This window comes from Streptomyces sp. LUP30 (assembly GCF_001746365.1).
In the GTDB taxonomy this organism is placed as follows: domain Bacteria; phylum Actinomycetota; class Actinomycetes; order Streptomycetales; family Streptomycetaceae; genus Streptomyces.
Map to the genome: position 1 here is coordinate 28,860 of NZ_MJAJ01000054.1, position 17,076 is coordinate 45,935.

At 72.1% G+C, this 17,076-nt stretch carries 17 protein-coding genes; 5 read left to right on the forward strand and 12 right to left on the reverse strand.

All coding sequences use genetic code 11. The annotated features are described in order from the left end of the window. Positions 1-41 precede the first annotated feature (41 nt). The 6 genes from BG482_RS32790 to BG482_RS32815 form a co-directional block, all read right to left on the reverse strand. Positions 42-587, reverse strand: coding sequence for an arginine repressor (locus BG482_RS32790; RefSeq protein ID WP_069772837.1), 546 nt, complete (start codon positions 585-587; stop codon positions 42-44). A 7-nt stretch (positions 588-594) separates the two neighbouring features. Continuing rightward, complete coding sequence (locus BG482_RS32795) at positions 595-1,794, reverse strand: acetylornithine transaminase (RefSeq protein ID WP_079142429.1); 1,200 nt, start codon at positions 1,792-1,794, stop codon at positions 595-597. Continuing rightward, the gene (argB, locus tag BG482_RS32800) at positions 1,791-2,696 is read right to left on the reverse strand and encodes an acetylglutamate kinase (RefSeq protein ID WP_069772838.1); all 906 of its coding nucleotides are present in this window, start codon (positions 2,694-2,696) and stop codon (positions 1,791-1,793) included. The genes BG482_RS32795 and argB overlap by 4 nt, the downstream gene beginning before the upstream one ends. Beyond that, the gene (gene argJ / locus BG482_RS32805) at positions 2,693-3,844 is read right to left on the reverse strand and encodes a bifunctional glutamate N-acetyltransferase/amino-acid acetyltransferase ArgJ (protein ID WP_069772839.1); all 1,152 of its coding nucleotides are present in this window, start codon (positions 3,842-3,844) and stop codon (positions 2,693-2,695) included. Before argJ ends, argB begins: the two co-directional genes overlap by 4 nt. After that, positions 3,841-4,869 carry an N-acetyl-gamma-glutamyl-phosphate reductase gene (gene argC / locus BG482_RS32810; RefSeq protein WP_069772840.1) on the reverse strand — a complete coding sequence of 343 codons (1,029 nt, stop codon included), beginning with the start codon at positions 4,867-4,869 and terminating at the stop codon, positions 3,841-3,843. The genes argJ and argC overlap by 4 nt, the downstream gene beginning before the upstream one ends. 315 nt (positions 4,870-5,184) lie before the next feature. Next, positions 5,185-7,668, reverse strand: coding sequence for an alpha-L-arabinofuranosidase C-terminal domain-containing protein (locus BG482_RS32815; protein WP_069772841.1), 2,484 nt, complete (start codon positions 7,666-7,668; stop codon positions 5,185-5,187). A 135-nt stretch (positions 7,669-7,803) separates the two neighbouring features. Here BG482_RS32815 and BG482_RS32820 point away from each other — a divergent pair, with 135 nt between their 5' ends. Next, positions 7,804-8,247 (forward strand): DUF6314 family protein, encoded by a 444-nt coding sequence (locus BG482_RS32820; protein WP_069772842.1) that lies wholly within the window; start codon positions 7,804-7,806, stop codon positions 8,245-8,247. Here the strand turns inward: BG482_RS32820 and BG482_RS32825 are convergent. The 3 genes from BG482_RS32825 to BG482_RS32835 form a co-directional block, all read right to left on the reverse strand. Then, on the reverse strand, positions 8,229-8,822 hold the full coding sequence (locus tag BG482_RS32825; RefSeq protein WP_069772843.1) for a histidine phosphatase family protein: 594 nt from the start codon (positions 8,820-8,822) through the stop codon (positions 8,229-8,231). The two genes, BG482_RS32820 and BG482_RS32825, sit on opposite strands and share 19 nt — an antisense overlap. A 104-nt stretch (positions 8,823-8,926) precedes the next feature. After that, complete coding sequence (locus BG482_RS32830) at positions 8,927-9,364, reverse strand: GNAT family N-acetyltransferase (RefSeq protein ID WP_069772863.1); 438 nt, start codon at positions 9,362-9,364, stop codon at positions 8,927-8,929. Positions 9,365-9,390: 26 nt separating this feature from the next. Next, positions 9,391-10,842, reverse strand: a complete 1,452-nt coding sequence (locus BG482_RS32835) for a PLP-dependent aminotransferase family protein (protein ID WP_079142435.1) — start codon at positions 10,840-10,842, stop codon at positions 9,391-9,393. Here BG482_RS32835 and BG482_RS32840 point away from each other — a divergent pair. Further along, positions 10,841-11,767 (forward strand): DMT family transporter, encoded by a 927-nt coding sequence (locus BG482_RS32840; protein WP_069772845.1) that lies wholly within the window; start codon positions 10,841-10,843, stop codon positions 11,765-11,767. The genes BG482_RS32835 and BG482_RS32840 overlap by 2 nt on opposite strands. 86 nt (positions 11,768-11,853) lie before the next feature. Then, on the forward strand, positions 11,854-12,057 hold the full coding sequence (locus BG482_RS32845; protein ID WP_069772846.1) for a DUF1918 domain-containing protein: 204 nt from the start codon (positions 11,854-11,856) through the stop codon (positions 12,055-12,057). A 46-nt stretch (positions 12,058-12,103) separates the two neighbouring features. Here the strand turns inward: BG482_RS32845 and BG482_RS32850 are convergent, their stop codons facing one another. Continuing rightward, positions 12,104-13,324 (reverse strand): glycoside hydrolase family 10 protein, encoded by a 1,221-nt coding sequence (locus tag BG482_RS32850; protein ID WP_069772847.1) that lies wholly within the window; start codon positions 13,322-13,324, stop codon positions 12,104-12,106. 181 nt (positions 13,325-13,505) lie between these two features. Here BG482_RS32850 and BG482_RS32855 point away from each other — a divergent pair, with 181 nt between their 5' ends. Both BG482_RS32855 and BG482_RS32860 read left to right on the forward strand, forming a co-directional pair. After that, positions 13,506-14,363: a 3-hydroxybutyryl-CoA dehydrogenase gene (locus tag BG482_RS32855; RefSeq protein WP_069772848.1), complete on the forward strand. Its 858-nt coding sequence runs from the start codon at positions 13,506-13,508 to the stop codon at positions 14,361-14,363. Between the two features lie 199 nt (positions 14,364-14,562). Continuing rightward, on the forward strand, positions 14,563-14,820 hold the full coding sequence (locus tag BG482_RS32860; RefSeq protein ID WP_069772849.1) for a hypothetical protein: 258 nt from the start codon (positions 14,563-14,565) through the stop codon (positions 14,818-14,820). A gap of 28 nt (positions 14,821-14,848) precedes the next feature. On the opposite strand, the gene BG482_RS32865 is transcribed toward BG482_RS32860, so the two are convergent. Next, positions 14,849-15,379 carry an NUDIX hydrolase gene (locus BG482_RS32865; RefSeq protein ID WP_079142431.1) on the reverse strand — a complete coding sequence of 177 codons (531 nt, stop codon included), beginning with the start codon at positions 15,377-15,379 and terminating at the stop codon, positions 14,849-14,851. A 122-nt stretch (positions 15,380-15,501) separates the two neighbouring features. After that, positions 15,502-16,842: a transcriptional regulator gene (locus tag BG482_RS32870; RefSeq protein ID WP_069772851.1), complete on the reverse strand. Its 1,341-nt coding sequence runs from the start codon at positions 16,840-16,842 to the stop codon at positions 15,502-15,504. Between the last annotated feature and the right edge of the window lie 234 nt (positions 16,843-17,076).

A 17,076-nucleotide genomic window follows, 5' to 3' on the forward strand; every position in this document is an offset into this window, starting at 1 on the left:
TCACATCCCGCACCGACGCCCGTCACGGCGCCGCGACGGCACTAGTGACCGTTCTGGGCCAGCCGCAGCAGGTGGTCCGCCAGCGCCTGGCCGCCGGTCGGCTCCCGGCTGATCAGCAGCAGCGTGTCGTCGCCCGCGATGGTGCCGAGGATGTCCTGCAGCTCGGCCTGGTCGATCGCCGAGGCGAGGAACTGGGCGGCCCCCGGAGGGGTCCGCAGGACCACGAGGTTGGCGGACGCCTCCGCGGAGATCAGCAGCTCCTGCGACAGCCGCCGCATCCGCTCCTCCTTCGCGGACTCCCCGAGCGGCGCCCGGGGGGTCCGGAAGCCCCCCTCGCTGGGCACCGCGTAGATGAGGTCGCCGTCGTTGTTGCGGATCTTGACCGCGTTCAGCTCGTCCAGATCCCGCGACAGCGTCGCCTGGGTGACGCTCAGCCCGTCGTCGGCCAGCAGCTTCGCCAGCTGGCTCTGCGAGCGCACCGGTTGCCGGTTGAGGATGTCCACGATCCGGCGGTGGCGCGCGGTGCGGGTCTGCGGCACGGCGGCCCCGCCCGCGGCGGCCTGCTCATGGTCCTGCGCCTGGCTCATCGTCGTCTCATTCCCCGGATCCGTCCCCGTTCGCTGTGTCGAGGATGCCGGGCAGCGCCCGGAGGAACGCCTCCACCTCGTCGTCGCCGAGGTTCAGCGGCGGCATCAGCCGGACGACGTCGGGGGCGGGCGCGTTCACCAGGAACCCGGCCTCCTGAGCCGCCTGTCGCACCTGGGGTGCGAGGGGCTCGGTGAGCACGATACCCAGGAGCAGACCCGCGCCCCGGACATAATCGATCAACGGATGACCCGCACCCGTGATTCCGTCCCGCAACCTCTCGCTCTGCCGCTTGACGTTCTGCAGCAACCCCTCGTTCTCGATCGTGTCGAGGACGGCGAGCCCGGCGGCGCAGGCGACGGGGTTGCCGCCGAACGTCGTCCCGTGCTGACCGGGCTGCAGCAGCTCCGCCGCCCGGCCGAAGGCGACGGTCGCGCCCAGCGGCAGCCCGCCGCCGAGGCCCTTCGCCAGCGTCACGACATCCGGCAGGACGCCTTCGTGGGCCTGGTACTCGAACCAGTGGCCGGTACGGCCGATGCCGGTCTGCACCTCGTCCAGGACCAGCAGCGCCCCGGTGGCGGCGGTGATCGCGCGAGCCGCCTTGAGGTAACCGGCGGGCGGGACGACGACGCCGAGCTCGCCCTGGACGGGCTCCAGGACGACGAGCGCGGTCTCCTCCGTGACGGCGGCTGCCAGCGCCTGCGCGTCGCCGAACGGCACATGGGTGACATCGCCGGGCAGCGGCAGGAACGGCTCCCGCTTGCCCTGCTGGCCGGTGAGCGCCAGGGCGCCCATGGTGCGGCCGTGGAAGGCGCCCTCGGTGGCCACGACGTGCGTGCGCCCGGTCAGCCGGCCGATCTTGAAGGCGGCCTCGTTGGCCTCGGCGCCGGAGTTGCAGAAGAAGACCCGGCCGTCCCGGCCGAAGTGCTGGAGCAGCCGTTCGGCGAGGGCGATCGTGGGCTCGGCCATGAAGAAGTTGGAGATGTGGCCCAGGGAGGCGATCTGGCGGCTCACCGCGTCCACGACGGCCGGGTGGGCGTGGCCGAGCGCGTTCACCGCGATGCCGCCGACGAAGTCGAGGTACTCCGCGCCGTCGGCGTCCCAGACCCGGCTGCCCGCGCCGCGCACCAGGGGCAGCAGGGGGGTGCCGTAGTTGTTCATGAACGCGCCCTGCCACCGCGCGGTCAGCTCCTGGTTGGCGTCGCTCACGGCTCCCCCTGTCCGTCCGGCACGACCATCGTGCCGATCCCTTCGTCGGTGAAGATCTCCAGCAGGATCGAGTGCTGGACCCGCCCGTCGATGACCCGGGCGGTGTTCACACCGTTGCGCACGGCGTGCAGACAGCCCTCCATCTTCGGGACCATGCCGGAGCTCAGGTCCGGCAGCAGCTTCTCCAGCTGCGCGGCCGAGAGGCGGCTGATCACCTCGTCGCTGTTCGGCCAGTCCTCGTAGAGGCCCTCGACGTCCGTGAGGACCATGAGGGTCTCGGCGCCCAGAGCAGCAGCGAGTGCCGCAGCCGCCGTATCAGCATTGACGTTGTAGACATGTCCGTCGTCCTGTGAGCGGGCGATCGACGAGACGACCGGGATGCGGCCGTCGGCGAGCAGGGCCTCGATGGCGCCCGTGTCGATCGCGGTGATCTCGCCGACCCGCCCGATGTCGACCGACTCGCCGTCGATCTCGGGCCGGTGCTTGGTGGCGGTGATGGTGTGGGCGTCCTCGCCGGTCAGTCCGACGGCGAGCGGCCCGTGCTGGTTGAGCAGGCCGACCAGCTCGCGCTGGACCTGTCCGGCGAGCACCATCCGGACGACGTCCATGGCGTCCTCGGTGGTGACGCGCAGACCGGCCTTGAACTCGCTGACGATGCCGTGTCTGTCGAGGGCGGCGCTGATCTGCGGGCCGCCGCCGTGCACGACGACCGGCTTGAGGCCGGCGTGGTGCAGGAAGACGACGTCCTGGGCGAAGGCGGCCTTCAGGTCCTCGTCGATCATGGCGTTGCCGCCGAACTTGATGACGACGGTCCTGCCGTTGTGGCGGACCAGCCAGGGCAGCGCCTCGATGAGGATCTGGGCCTTGGGAAGCGCGGTGTGCTTGCGGGTCACGTTGCTCATGAGGAGTAGGCGCTGTTCTCGTGTACGTAGTCGGCGGTCAGGTCGTTGGTCCAGATCGTGGCCGTCTCGGCGCCGGCGGCGAGGTCGGCCACGATGTGCACCTCGCGGTAGCGCATGTCGACCTTGTCGCGGTCCTCGCCGACGCCGCCGTTCTTGCAGACCCAGACGCCGTTGATGGCGACGTTCAGCCGGTCCGGCTCGAAGGCGGCCTTCGTCGTTCCGATCGCGGAGAGCACGCGGCCCCAGTTGGGGTCCTCGCCGTGGATCGCGCACTTGAGAAGGTTGTTGCGGGCGATGGAGCGGCCCACCTCGACGGCGTCGTCCTCGCTGGCCGCGCCCACCACCTCGACCTTGATGTCCTTGCTGGCGCCCTCGGCGTCGCGGATGAGCTGCTGGCCGAGGTCGTCGCATACGGCGCGCACGGCGGCGGCGAACTCCTCGTGGCCCGGCGTGACTTCGGAGGCTCCGGAGGCGAGCAGCAGCACGGTGTCGTTGGTGGACATGCAGCCGTCGGAGTCGACCCGGTCGAAGGTGACCGCGGTGGCGGCGCGCAGCGCCCTGTCCAGGGTCTCGCTGTCGACGTCGGCGTCGGTGGTGAGGACGACCAGCATGGTGGCGAGGCCGGGGGCGAGCATGCCCGCGCCCTTGGCCATGCCGCCGACGGTCCAGCCGTCGCCCTGGGCCACGGACGTCTTGTGGACGGTGTCGGTGGTCTTGATGGCGATGGCGGCCTTCTCACCGCCGTGCTCGGACAGCTGTCCGGCGGCGGTCTCGACGCCCGGCAGCAGCTTGTCCATCGGCAGCAGGACGCCGATGAGGCCGGTGGAGGCGACGGCGACCTCGGCCGCGTTGTGCCCGAGCACGTCCGCGACCTTCTCGGCGGTCGCGTGGGTGTCCTGGAAGCCCTTCGGTCCCGTGCAGGCGTTGGCGCCGCCGGAGTTGAGGACCACCGCGGTCACCCGGCCGCCCTTGAGGACCTGCTCGGACCACAGGACGGGCGCGGCCTTGACGCGGTTGGAGGTGAAGACGCCCGCGGCCGCGCGGCGGGGCCCGGTGTTGACCACGAGGGCCAGGTCCGGGTTGCCGTTCTGCTTGATCCCGGCGGCGATGCCCGCCGCCGTGAATCCCTTGGCTGCCGTGACGCTCACGGTGCGACTCCGATCGTGGAAAGTCCGGTGCTCTCGTCGAGTCCGAGGGCGATGTTCATGCTCTGCAGGGCGCCGCCCGCGGTGCCCTTGGTCAGGTTGTCGATGGCGCTGACGGCGATGATGCGGCCCGCGGCCTCGTCGTACGCGACCTGCACCTGAACGGCGTTGGAACCGTAGACGGACGCCGTGGCGGGCCACTGTCCCTCGGGGAGGAGGTGGAGGAACGGTTCGTCGGCGAAGGCCTTGGCGTACGCGGCACGGACGGCGTCCGCGCCGACGCCCGGCCGGGCCTTGGCGCTGCAGGTGGCGAGAATGCCGCGGGACATGGGCGCGAGGGTCGGCGTGAAGGAGACGGTGACCTGCTCGCCCGCCGCCGCGCTGAGGTTCTGGATCATCTCGGGGGTGTGCCGGTGGACGCCGCCCACGCCGTACGGCGACATGGATCCCATGACCTCGGAGCCCAGCAGATGCGTCCTGGCCGCCTTGCCCGCGCCGGAGGTGCCGGAGGCGGCGACGATCACGGCCTCGTTCTCGGCGATCGCGGCGGCGTACGCGGGGAACAGGGCCAGCGAGACGGCCGTGGGGTAGCAGCCGGGGACCGCGATGCGCTTGGACCCCTCCAGCGCGGCGCGGCCGCCCGGCAGTTCGGGGAGGCCGTACGGCCAGGTCCCGGCGTGCGCGGAGCCGTAGAACCTCTCCCAGTCGGCCGGGTTCTTCAGCCGGAAGTCGGCGCCCATGTCGACGACGAGGACGTCCGGGCCGAGCTGCTCGGCCACGGCGGCGGACTGGCCGTGCGGGAGAGCGAGGAACACGACGTCGTGTCCGGCGAGCACCTCGGGTGCGGTCTCCCGCAGCACGCGGTCGGCCAGCGGCAGCAGGTGCGGCTGGAGGGCGCCCAGCTTCTGACCGGCGTTGGAATGGCCGGTCAGGGCGCCGATCTCGATCTCGGGGTGCGCGAGGAGCAGGCGCAGCAGCTCTCCGCCCGCGTACCCGCTCGCTCCGGCCACCGCCGCACGTACCACCATGACTCCTCCTCCTGGACGGCATGACTATACGTTTCGCTGCACGTTTATGCAATCTATTCAGGCCGGGGCGGCGAACGGCTCTTCCGGGACCCGCGTCGGCGTCGGACGACCCCGACGCGTGGATGGTCGTCGTGCGGCACACCGGTGGCCGATCGCATCGACGGTGATGTTCGACGGCCGGTTCGGGTCGCTGCCCCCGTTCGGTGGCGCGGGCGCCCGCAGGAAGCGCCGTCGTCGGCCCTGCGGGGCGGGTTCCGGCGCAAGCGCGGCCGACGGGTGTGGGCGGTGGCCGCCCACACCCGTCGGCCGGGTCGGCTACCTCTGCCTGATCCGCAGGAACGTGACCGAGTTCGCCGGGAAGGTGTACGTGAACTTCCCGGCGACCCCGGTGAACGTGGAGCTCACCGGCGCGACCGCGGTCGCCGTCTCCGAGTTGACCGCGTCCGGCGCCGCCGCCAGCGTGGTCACCCGGGCCCTGGAGGCGACCTTCGCTCCGCCCAGGTCGATCGCCGCGCGGGCGTCGGCGGACTGGGCGTTGACGACCTTGACGATGAGGTCGCCGGTCTTCTCGTCCTCGGTCACGACCTGGCGGAACGGCTCGGCGGGCTTGTCGTCGGTGAAGCCGCCCCATTCCCGGCCGTCGAGGTACAGGGTGACCTGGCGGCCCCGCACCTTGACGTGGACGTCGTAGGCGCGGCCCGTCTCCACGGACCCGGCCTTGGAGAGCAGGGTGGACTTGCCGCCGTCCACGGCCTGTTCGACGGCGGACTGGGTGTTGTTCCAGCCGCCGAGGTTCCACCAGTAGTAGTTGCCGGTGTCCTTGACGCCGAAGGCGACGAGGAAGCCCTCCTTGCCGGACTTCTTGGTGGCCTTGACCCGCAGGTCGTAGTCGTGCCAGGCCGCGTCACCGGCCGAGACCATGGTGTTCTCGGCGGCGGTGTCGCTCTGCACGTACTGGCCGTCCTGGAGGGACCAGCTGCCGCCGCCGGTGTGCGTCCACTTCGAGGCATCGCCGGAGAAGTCGTCGCTCAGCAGCGTGGCGCCGTCCGCGCCGGTCACCTGTACGTCGTCGTAGGCCGCGCTGGTCGCCCAGGTGGAGAGGCCGACGGCGCCCGCGATCGGTCCCCGGAGGGACGGGGTGCCGGTGGCCGTCGACGGGACCACGCGGTCGCCCACGTTGGTCATGAACAGCTTCTGCACCTCGTAGTTGGCGGAGTTCCAAGAGGCGTGATTGTTGAACCACACCAGGTCCGGACGCCACTGCACGTAGTCCTCGTTGGCGAAGAGCGGGGCGTAGGAGGCGAGCTTGACGACGTCGGCGTTGCGCTCCAGACCGGTCATGTACGCGGCTTCGGCCAGCCCGTTCTTGAAGGCGTTGCCCTGGGAGGCGTACTCGCCGAGGAAGACCTTGGGGCCGTGACGGTCGTAGGAGTCGTAGCGGTCGTTGTTCTGCAGGAACCACTGCGGGCTGTTGTAGTAGTGCTCGTCGACCATGTCGACCTTGGCGTCCCGGTTGAGCTGCCAGGCCGTGTCGAAGGTCGAACCGGAGTCGTCCGGGCCGGAGTTGGAGATGACGGTGACGTCCGGGTACTCGGCCTGGACGGCGGCGCGGAACTCCTTGAAGCGGGCGAAGAACTCGACGGGGAGGTTCTCCTCGTTGCCGACCTCGATGTGCGTGAGGTGGAAGGGCCGGGGGTGGCCCATCCGGGCGCGCTTGCGGCCCCAGGTCGAGGTCACGGGCCCGTTGGCGAACTCGATCAGGTCGAGGGTGTCCTGGACGTGCCGCTTGAGCAGCGCGTCGTCCACGACGGCCCGGTTCTGCCCGCAGCCGGTCACCAGGGCGGGGACGACGGGCAACGGCATCGCGCCGACGTCCTCCGCGAGGCGGAAGTACTCGTAGTAGCCCAGGCCGTAACTCTGGTTGTAGCCCCAGAAATTGGAGTTGGTCGCCCGCTGCTCGACGGGTCCGACGGTGTCCTTCCACTGGTAGGAGCGGGCGCGCTGCCAGCCGGAGGCCTCGCTGTAGTCCTGCATCGAGCCGGTGTTGACCAGGCAGCCGCCGGGGAAGCGCACGAAGCCGGGCTTCAGGGCGGCGATCTTCTCGGCGAGGTCCTTGCGCAGACCGTTGGGCTCGTGCCGGTAGGTGTCGCGGGGGAACAGGGAGACCATGTCGAGGGCGACCGCGCCGGAGGAGGCGACGGTCAGCCGGCCTTCGCTGCTGGTGCGGGCGGCCGTGAAGGCCGCCCTGTACTGGGCCCAGCCGCCCGCGCGCACGGCCACCCTGCGGGCCGTGGCGAGCGTGCCGCCGGCGTCCTGGAGGCTCACGGTGAGCGTACTGCGGCGCTCGGCGCGGGCCCAGACGGAGAAGTCGTACCTCTTGCCCTGCTCGACCCGGACGCCGGTGTTGTAGCCGGAGTTGGTGACGGACGAACCGGCGCCCAGGGAGAGGTAGGAGCGGTTGCGGTCGTTCAGGCGCCCGGCGTCGTCGAGGACCTGCGCGGCGCCGTCGACCGTCCAGGAGGTCAGCGGCGTGTACGACCGGTTGTCGATCGCCGCGTACTCGAAGGACCTGTTCTGCACGAGTTCGGCATACAGACCGCCGTCTGCCGCCCGGTTGATGTCCTCGAAGAAGACGCCGTACATCGTGTCGTCGATCTTCGCGCCCTGGGCGGCGGGGTGGACGGCGATGGCGTAGTCGGTGGTGTCGGCGGCCTGCGCGGGGGCCGGGACCAGCCCCGCGGCCAGCAGGAAGGCGCTCGCCCCGAGACCGAGTCTCAGTCGGGTGGTGCTGCGTGACATGAATGCTCCGAGGCTCTGTGTTCACAAATGTTCGACATGCCGGACACTGATCAACACTTCGAACGGCAAGATAGGGAGGGGGCCGGAGAGCGTCAATGGGTCCCGCGGCAGCGGAAGTTTCGGGAGTGAACGGCGATGGGCGAGTTCTGGCCAGTCTCCGACGTGCTGGCTCATCTGGCCGGGACCTGGCGGACGGAGCGGTCCGTGCGGGACCTCACGAGCGGGGACACGGGCGCCTTCACGGGCACGACCGTCTTCCGGCCGCTGGACGAGGCCGGACTGCTGCAGCGGGAGACCGGCACGTTCACCTGGCGGGGCGTCGCCCGGCCCGCCGAGCGCACGCTGCGCTTTCTGCCCGGGCCCACGCCCGGCGAGGCCGACGTCCGGTTCGCCGACGGCCGCCCCTTCCACCGCCTGGACCTGACCACCGGACGGCACACGGCCGACCACCCCTGCGCGGCCGACCTCTACCGCGGTGAGTACACCGTCTCGGACGCGGACCACTGGCGGACGGTGTGGCGGGTGGGCGGACCGGCCAAGGACCTGCTGCTGACGACGGACTACGCGCGCGTCGGCTGAACGGGCACCCCTTCGAGGCGCAGGTTCCAACGCCCTCCCCGGCCGGTCACGGTGGTGGCCGACAGGGGGCGCACGTCGATGTTCCAGTACGTCGCCGGGGGCGCCTTGAGCGCGTAGACCACGGCGGCACGGATCACGCTGGGCTCGGCGACCGCGACGATCTTGTCCCCGTCGCCGATGGGCCGGGTGTCGAGCCAGTCGCCCACCCGCGTGATGAAGTCGAGCAGGGACTCGCCGCCGTGCGGGATCGCCAGCGGGTCGGCCAGCCAGGCGTCCACCGCCTGCGGCTCGCGGGCCATCGCCTCGCCGAGGGTGAGGCCCCGCCAGCGGCCCATGTCGCAGTCCCGCAGCGCGAGCTGCACCAGCGGCGCGTACCCGAGGGCGTCGCCGGTCGCACGGCTGCGCGGGGTGGGCGAGCAGTAGCGCAGCCCGGCGGCGGCCAGCGGCAGGAGGTCGGGGACCGCCCGCTGCACCTCGTCCCAGCCCGGCTGGTCCAGCGGGCGGTCGTCCTCGAAGCGTTCCGCGAGCAGCGAGGAGCTGCGAGCGGCGGCGACGAACGTGACCCGAAGTGGCATGCGGAGATGGTGAGCCGCGGAAGTGCGCAGGTCAAGGGGCGTTACCTGCTAGTTGTCACGACTGCGCCAAACCTTGGCCGCAGGCCTGGACACGGCAGGGCAAGTCACTCGAAAACGAGCGCCATCCATCGGTCGGGCGCGGCGAGCGGCCGAAAACCGGCCTTCTCGTACACGCCGTGAGCGTCCTGCGTGGCGAGCAGGATGCGGCGCAGTCCGTACGGCCTGAGGTGGTCCCGCGCCGCCTCGGCCATCGCCGTGCCGATCCCCTTGCCGCGCACGGCCGGGTCCACGTACACATCGCACAGCCAGGCGAAGGTGGCCCGGTCGGTCACCACCCGGGCGTAGGCGACCTGCTCTCCGGACGCGGTGTCGTACGCCCCGAAGTTGAGTGAGCCCGCGATCGCCCGCTCCTGCTTGTCCAGGGACCGCCCGATCGCCCAGTACGCGTCGGCCGTCAGCCATCGGTGCACGCGCTCGACGTCGATGCGGTCGGGGTCGGCGGAGATCTCGTAACCGTCGGGGAGGCAGGGAGTGTCGGTCATGGCGGGATCCTCACAGCGGAGGGACGTCATGTCGAACGGTTTGGGGGCAGCGCCTCCTCGCACGCGGCCTCCAGCCTCCGCACCCCCTCCGCGATCTCCGCCGTCCCGGCGACGGCGGCGAAGCTCAGCCGGACGTGGGCGGCCGGGGGCTCGGCGCTGAAGTAGGGGCGGCCGGGCGTGAGAGCGACTCCGGCGCGCAGGGCGGCGGCGGCGAACGCCGTTTCGTCCGCGCCGTCGGGCAGGCGCAGCCAGAGGTGGTAGCCGCCGGACGGGATGTGCGGCAGGGCCAGTCGGGGCAGGCGCAGCCGCAGCGCGGCGCTCATCGCGTCCCGTCGCGCTCTCAACTCCGACGCCACGGACCGCAGATGGCGGGGCCAGGCCGGGGAGGCGACGAGTTCGAGGGCCGCCTCCTGGAGCGGGCGGGGCACGAAGAAGCTGTCGACGACCTGGATGGCGCGCAGTCGTTCCAGCACCGGGCCGCGGGCGACCAGGGCGCTGACCCGGAAGCTCGGCGAGGTCGCCTTGGTCAGCGACCCGACGTGGACGACGACGCCGTCGGGGTCCTCGGCGGCGAGCGGACGCGGCAGCGGGCCCGCGTCCTCGTGCGCGAGCCGGCGCACGAAGTCGTCCTCGACGACGAACGCCCCCGCCTCCCGGGCGATGCGCAGCACCTGGGCCCGCCGGTCGGCGGCGAGGACCGCCCCGGTCGGGTTCTGGAACAACGGCTGGCAGACGAAGACCCGGGCGCCGCTCGCCCGGAAGGCGTCGGCGAGCAGCTCCGGCCGGACGCCGTCCGGGTCGACCGGGACCGGGACGGGCCGCAGACCCGCCGACCGGGCGATCGCGAGCATGCCGGGGTAGGTCGGGGACTCCACCAGCACCGGCGCGCCGGGCGGGGCCAGGGCGCGCAGGGCGGTGGTCAGCGAGGCCTGGCCGCCGCCGCTGACCAGCACCTCGGCCGCGGTGACCGGGCCGCCGACGGTGCGCGCGAACCACTCGCGCAGCTCCGGCAACCCCTCCAACGGCGGCCGCCCCCAGGCGCCGGGCCGGCGCCCGGCCCGGGCCAGGGCCGCGGCCATGGCCCGCTCCGGCTGCAGCGAGGGATGGAGGTAGCCCCCGTTGAACTCGATCACTTCGGGCGGCGGGGCGGAGAGCGAGATCGTGACGCCCGAGGCGTCCACCGAGCGCGGGACCAGGTCGCCCGCGCCGTCCGCGCTGAGCGACACCTCCTGCCACGAGGTGTCGCCGACGGGAGCGGCGGCGCGCGGCGGCCGGGCCCGGAACGCGCCCGCGCCGGGGCGGGTGACCACGAGCCCCTCGGCGACCAGGTGCGCCAGCGCCCGCGAGACGGTCACGGGGCTCACCCGGAACCTCTCGACCAGGGCCCGGCTCGACGGCAGCTTTCCACCTGGAGAGTAGCGGCTGACCTCTTGACGCAGTTGTTCTGCCAGCTCGTTCACACTGCTACGCTCATGTATGAAGATACAGAGTAGCGCTACCGCAGCGCCCGCGATAGCGGTCAGCACTCCGGACCTCGGCGCCCGGCGGAGCGGCCCCGGCATCCTCCAGGCCGCCCTCGGTGTCGCCGCCTTCTCTCTGACCTTCCCCGCCACCGCCTGGGGCCTGGAGGGCTTCGGCCCCTGGGCGCTGGTCGCGGTGCGCAGCGTCCTGGCCGCGCTGCTCGCCGGCGCGTGTCTGCTCGCCCTGAGGATCCCGCCGCCCGCCCGGCGGCACCGGGCGGGGCTGGCCGTCGTCGCCGGTGGGGTCGTCGTCGGCTTTCCGCTGCTGACCACGCTCGCGCTGCAGACGTCCACGACCGCGCACGCGGCCGTGGTGGTCGGGCTGCTGCCGCTGACGACCGCGCTGCTGTCCGTCCTGCGCACGGGCGCCCGCCCGTCCCGCGCCTTCTGGGCGGCGGCCCTGGTCGGCGCGGGCGCGGTGGCGGCCTTCACCGTGCAGCAGAGCGGCGGGGCGCTGACCACCGCCGACCTCTACCTGTTCGGGGCGCTGCTGGTGTGCGCGGCCGGCTACACCGAGGGCGGCCGGCTGGCCCGGGTCATGCCGGGCTGGCAGGTCATCGGCTGGGCGCTGGTGCTCTGCCTGCCCCTGACCCTGCCCGCCGCCGCGCTCGCCGTCGCCCTGGAACCCGTCCACCTCACCGCGCACAGCGTGGCCGGAGTGCTGTGGGTCACCGCGGGCTCGCAGTTCCTCGGGCTGGTCGTCTGGTACCGGGGCATGGCGGCCATCGGCATTCCCCGGGCCAGCCAGTTGCAGTTGGCCCAGCCGCTGCTCACACTGGTGTGGTCGGTGCTGCTGCTGGGCGAACACCTCACGCCCGCCGCGCCGCTGACGGCCGCGGCCGTCGTCGTCTGCATCGCCGTCACCCAGCGGGCGCGCGGCTGACCGCGAGCCGGCTGCCGCCCGCGACGGACGCGAGGACCGGGGACTCGACGGCACGGACCGCCGCTCGGCACAGTGAGGAGACCCAGATGCGCGCAACCACGGGCGACCAGCTTGTCCAGCACGGCAGGGTGGTCGGGCAACACGACAAGGTCGGCGAGATCGTCGAGGTGCTGGGCCAGGGCGGCGACCCGCCGTACCGCGTCCGCTTCGAGGACGGGCACGTGGGCGTGTGCTCGCCCGGGCCCGACACCGAGATCCGCCACCGCACGACAGGAGAACGGCGCCCGTAGCTCGGCGCGACCCGGCCCGGCGTGATGCGCCGGGCCTCGGCGCGACTCAGCGCGGGGGCACGGCCGGCTGCTGGTAGTGCTCGGCGACCACCCGGGCCATGGCCCCGATCCGGTCCGTCTTCACGTCCCCCGCGGCGAAGAAGACGTGCCCGCGCACCTGCGGGTGAGCGGCGGCCAGGTCGAGGTGGGCCGACAGTTCGGCCGGGTCCTGCCAGGCCGCCGGCTGCGTCGGGTCGCCCGCCCGGTACAGGGCCTCGCCGATGTACAGCCTGGTGCGGCTGCCCTTGGCCACGTCCGCCCACCAGGGCACCAGCTTGGCGTAGTCGGCGGCCGACAGCCCGATGTTCCAGTACAGCTGGGGCACGACGTAGTCGATCCAGCCCTCCTGGACCCACTTGCGCGTGTCGGCGTGGATGTCGTCGTAGGACTGCAGGGCCCGGGTGTCCGAGCCGCGCGAGTCGGTGGAGGCGTTGCGCCACACCCCGAACGGGCTGATCCCGAACTGGGTGCCGGGCCGGGTGGCCCTGATGCGGGCGGCTGTCTCCAGCACCAGCCGGTCGACGTTGTCGCGCCGCCAGGCGGCCCGGGTGGCGAAGGCGCCGCCGTGCGCGTCGTACGCGTCCTCGTCGTCGAAGGTCTGGCCGGCCACCGGGTACGGATAGAAGTAGTCGTCGAAGTGCACGGCGTCCAGGGGGTACTTCGCGACCGCGTCGAGGATCGCGTCCTGCACGAAGGCCCGGACCTCGGGCAGGCCGGGGTTGTAGTAGAGCCTCCCGCCGAACGGCACCACCCAGTCCGGGTGCCGGCGCGCGGGATGGGAGGCGACCAGCCTGGAGGGGTCGTCATGGGTGGCGATCCGGTACGGGTTGAACCAGGCGTGCAGCTGAAGGCCGCGGGCGTGGGCCTCCGTGACCGCCGTGCCCAGCGGATCCCAGCCCGGCGCCCTGCCCTGGACGCCGGTGAGCACCTCGGACCACGGCTCGTAGGACGAGGGCCACAGCGCGTCGGCCGTGGGCCGCACCTGGAGGATCACCGAGTTGAGCCTCCTGCGCACCGCCACGTCCAGCAGGGCGATCAGTTCGGCGCGCTGGGCGGCGGCGGTCAGGCCCGTCCGGGACGGCCAGTCGCGGTTGGAGACGGTCGCCAGCCACATCCCCCGCATCTCGGTCGTCGCCCGCCGCTCCCGCCCGGGAGCGGCCGCCGCCCCCGTCGTGGTGAACGCCGACAGCGCTGCCAGCGCGAACGCCCGCCGGGACAGTCGCCCCATCGCACACATCCCCACATACTCTGCGGATCCGTTCGGTCACGGATCGTTTCCGGGCCCCAGCATGCCCCACCCCGACGATCGATCATCGATACTTGCTAGTAACGTGCACGATCGGAGCAGGCCGACCGGGACCCGGCAGACCTGCCACTGCCAACTGAGTCAGCGCGGCGAAAGGTGCGATGTGACCGACATCGAACGGGTCGGAGTGGTGGGCTGCGGCCAGATGGGGGCGGGCATCGCCGAGGTCTGCGCCCGCGCCGGCCTCGACGTCAAGGTCGCCGAGACCAACGGCGAAGCCCTGGAGATCGGCCGGACCCGGCTGCTCAACTCCCTGACCAAGGCCGCCGAGCGCGGCAAGATCTCCGAGGAGGAGCGGGACGCCGCGCTGGCGCGCCTGAGCTTCACCACGGACCTCGGCGAGTTCGCCGACCGCGACCTCGTCGTCGAGGCCGTGGTCGAGAACGAGCAGGTCAAGACCGAGATCTTCCAGGTCCTCGACCAGGTGGTGACCCGCCCGGACGCGATCCTCGCCTCCAACACCTCCTCCATCCCGCTGGTGAAGCTGGCGGTCGCCACCTCGCGGCCCGGCCAGGTCGTCGGCATCCACTTCTTCAACCCTGCCCCGGTGCAGCAGCTCGTCGAGCTGATCCCGGCGCTGACCACCTCGGAGGGCACGCTCGGCCGGGCGCAGCTGTTCGCCGAGAAGGTGCTGGGCAAGCACGCGATCCGCGCCCAGGACCGCTCCGGCTTCGTGGTCAACGCGCTGCTGATCCCCTACCTCCTGTCCGCGATCCGGATGTTCGAGACGGGCATCGCGAGCCGCGAGGACATCGACAACGGCATGGAGATGGGCTGCGCCCATCCGATGGGCCCGCTGAAGCTGTCCGACCTGATCGGTCTGGACACGGTCGCCTCGGTCGCGTTCTCCATGTACGAGGAGTACAAGGAACCCCTCTACGCCGCTCCCCCGCTGCTGCAGCGCATGGTGGACGCGGGCCGGCTGGGCCGCAAGACCGGCTCGGGCTTCTACACGTACTGACCCACGTCACACAGGGACCCCTCGTCGGCCGGTCACGGGCCCGGCGCTCCGCGGAGCGCCGGGCCCGTTCCCTTCACACGCCGTGTGCACGCCGGGCCCGCATATGCCGCACGCACACTCTCCCCACGGATCCGGCCGGCGGGTTCACTCATCATGCGCACGTAAGGGATGTGAGACGACCACGGAAAGGAGCGGAGACGTGACCACCGATTCCGGGCATCCCGTCGCCCATGGAGAACTCGCGGAGTTACGGCGCCGCCTCGACGTGGCGTACGCCCGCGTCGAGGGCGGACTGGCCCTGCTGACGCACCGCACCGAGGAGACGGCCAAGGAGCTCGACGAACTGAGCACGCGCATCGTGGCGTTGGAGCACGCACGCTGGCCGCTGCCGGCCGTGGCCGCGCTCACCGCCGTCGGCGCACTGGTCGTGACGGTCTGGCAGGCCTTCGGACGCTAGCGCCCGCGGGCCGTCGCCAGGTTCGTCCTCATCCGAGCCTGATGTGGTGCAGCAGCATCAACGCGGCCGCCATGTTGGCGGCCGGGACCTCCCCTCGGGCGACCAGGTCGGGGACGAACTCGAGGGAGACCCACTCCCGGCGGTCCGACTCGAAGTCGTCCACCGGGTGACCCGTGTACTCGGCCTCGTCCGACCAGTAGATGTGGTGGACGGCGTCGGTGAGCCCGTTGGACGGCTCCACGCTCATCAGGTGGCGCAGGGATCCCGGCCGCCAGCCGGTCTCCTCCTCCAGTTCCCGGGCGGCCGCCCCTGCGACGTCCTCGCCGTCCTCGACCACGCCCGCGGCGAGCTCCCACCCCCAGCTGTCGGTGATGAAGCGGTGCCGCCACAGCAGGAGGACCTCGTTGGCGTCGTTGACGACGGTCGCCACGGCGACGGGCCTCAGCCGTATGAGGAAGTGGTCGAGGTGCCGGCCGTCGGGCAGCTCCACATCTGCCAGGTTGACGCTGAACCAGCGGTTTTCATACACAGTTTGTTCGTTCTGCTTCGTCCACTGCACGGTTCTGCCACCTTCCGTCGAGTAAGTGGCAATATCGCAGCAGGAACCATGCAGCGTCGGCGCGGACGACGTGCCGGCGCTTCTCCAGGCGTCGTGATTCGGATACCCCGTGACGCCCCCGTCTACAGCGGTACGCGCAGGGCCCCGTCGATGAGTTCGGCGGCCTCGGCCGTGCCCGCGCAGCCGCTGCGCACCAGGTGCTCGCGCACCGACCGGAGTCTGTCGCGCAGCCGCTGGGACTCCATCCCCCGGGTCTGCTCGGCCATCCGCACCGCGGTGACCACCGCTTTGTCGGCGTTGCCCTGACGCAGCTCGATCGTGCTGAGCATGGCGAGCCGGTGCACCCTGCCGCGGTCGTGCGCCGGGGTGTCCACGGCGGCCGCCGCGTGCTCGGCGGCCGCGGTGAGGTCGCCGAGGCTGAGCAGGGCCTCCGCCACCTGGACGTTGACCAGACCGGGCTGGACATAGCCGGTCTCGTCGGGCTCGTGGCCGCGCCGGATGCGATCGGCGGCCGCCTCGGCCCGCCGGATGCACGACAGGGCGCCCGTGCCGTCTCCCAGGTGGGCGTACGCCTTGGCCTGCATCGCGTACAGGTCGGAGGCGAGAGCGGGCGTGATGTGCCTGCCCGCCGCCCGCAGCGCCGCCTCCGCGAAGGCGACGGCCTGCCGGTACTCCCGCATGAACAGCGACTGGTTCACCAGCAGGGCGATGACGTACGCCCCCAGCCCCCGGTCGCCGCTGGCCTTGGCCAGCCTGAGCGCCTGGTGGAAGTAGCGCTGGGCGAGGCCGTGCGCATCGGAGTCGTAGGCGCAGATGCCCGCCACGGCCACCAACCCGCCGGTGGCGCGGTGCAGTTGACGGCCCGTCTCGTCCGTGTAGCTGCCGCGCAACAGGGGCGCGGTCTCGGCGTTCAGAAAGCCGACGACCCGGCTGCGGGTCGCGATGCCGCCCGCCTTGCGGTACATCTGCTCGTAGTGGGCGCGGGCGGCGCGCAGCATCTCGATGTCGGCGGAGGTGACCCGGTGCCGGCCGCCACGGGAGACGTCCACGTCCTCCGGAGGGTTCTCCCACTCCCACACCGGCATCACCGCCGGCGTGCCGGTCACGGCGGGCGCGCCCAGGATGTGCGGGCGCTGCTGCTCGTCCGAGCGCCACAGGGCGGTGGCCCGCTCGACGAAGCCGGAGAGCGAGGCGCCGTGCGGGGTGGACGGCTCTCCCGGGACGCCGAGACCGATGTCGTCGAGGGTGACCGGCCGGTGCAGCCGCATCGCCAGCACCTCGCAGATGAGGTCGGGCACCTGGCCGCGCGGCCGTTGGCCCTTGAGCCAGCGGGCCACCGCCGTGTGCTCGTACCGCAGGGCGAGCCCGCGTGCCCGCCCGGCCTGGTTCACGTGGGCGGCGAGGCCCGCGTGCGAGATGCCCGCCTCGTCGAGGATCGCGTCGAGCAGAGTGTTGGGCTGCATGGGTGCCCCCCGGTGCCTCGGTGTCGTCAGACTAGTGGGTCTGTCTTCACACGGGGTGTGAACCGAAAGCCCGCGCTCGCCGGGCGTGCGCGCTGTCGTGGAGCGCTCACGGCCGGGTTGACTGGAACGCCTCGCAAGAGGTTCGCCGGGCCGTCGGCTCCCCCTCGAAAAGCGACGGCCCGGCGTGGCGCTCCGCTCCGCGGGTCGGGCGGACCTGTGCGTCTCGGGTACGTG

What these genes read in the sequence shown, in the direction of transcription:
- BG482_RS32790 (WP_069772837.1), bottom strand. Translation starts at nt 587, where the DNA reads ATGAGCCAGGCGCAGGACCATGAGCAGGCCGCCGCGGGCGGGGCCGCC.
- argB (WP_069772838.1), bottom strand. Translation starts at nt 2,696, where the DNA reads ATGAGCAACGTGACCCGCAAGCACACCGCGCTTCCCAAGGCCCAGATC.
- argC (WP_069772840.1), bottom strand. Translation starts at nt 4,869, where the DNA reads ATGGTGGTACGTGCGGCGGTGGCCGGAGCGAGCGGGTACGCGGGCGGA.
- BG482_RS32815 (WP_069772841.1), bottom strand. Translation starts at nt 7,668, where the DNA reads ATGTCACGCAGCACCACCCGACTGAGACTCGGTCTCGGGGCGAGCGCC.
- BG482_RS32820 (WP_069772842.1), top strand. Translation starts at nt 7,804, where the DNA reads ATGGGCGAGTTCTGGCCAGTCTCCGACGTGCTGGCTCATCTGGCCGGG.
- BG482_RS32825 (WP_069772843.1), bottom strand. Translation starts at nt 8,822, where the DNA reads ATGCCACTTCGGGTCACGTTCGTCGCCGCCGCTCGCAGCTCCTCGCTG.
- BG482_RS32830 (WP_069772863.1), bottom strand. Translation starts at nt 9,364, where the DNA reads ATGACCGACACTCCCTGCCTCCCCGACGGTTACGAGATCTCCGCCGAC.
- BG482_RS32840 (WP_069772845.1), top strand. Translation starts at nt 10,841, where the DNA reads ATGAAGATACAGAGTAGCGCTACCGCAGCGCCCGCGATAGCGGTCAGC.
- BG482_RS32845 (WP_069772846.1), top strand. Translation starts at nt 11,854, where the DNA reads ATGCGCGCAACCACGGGCGACCAGCTTGTCCAGCACGGCAGGGTGGTC.
- BG482_RS32850 (WP_069772847.1), bottom strand. Translation starts at nt 13,324, where the DNA reads ATGGGGCGACTGTCCCGGCGGGCGTTCGCGCTGGCAGCGCTGTCGGCG.
- BG482_RS32870 (WP_069772851.1), bottom strand. Translation starts at nt 16,842, where the DNA reads ATGCAGCCCAACACTCTGCTCGACGCGATCCTCGACGAGGCGGGCATC.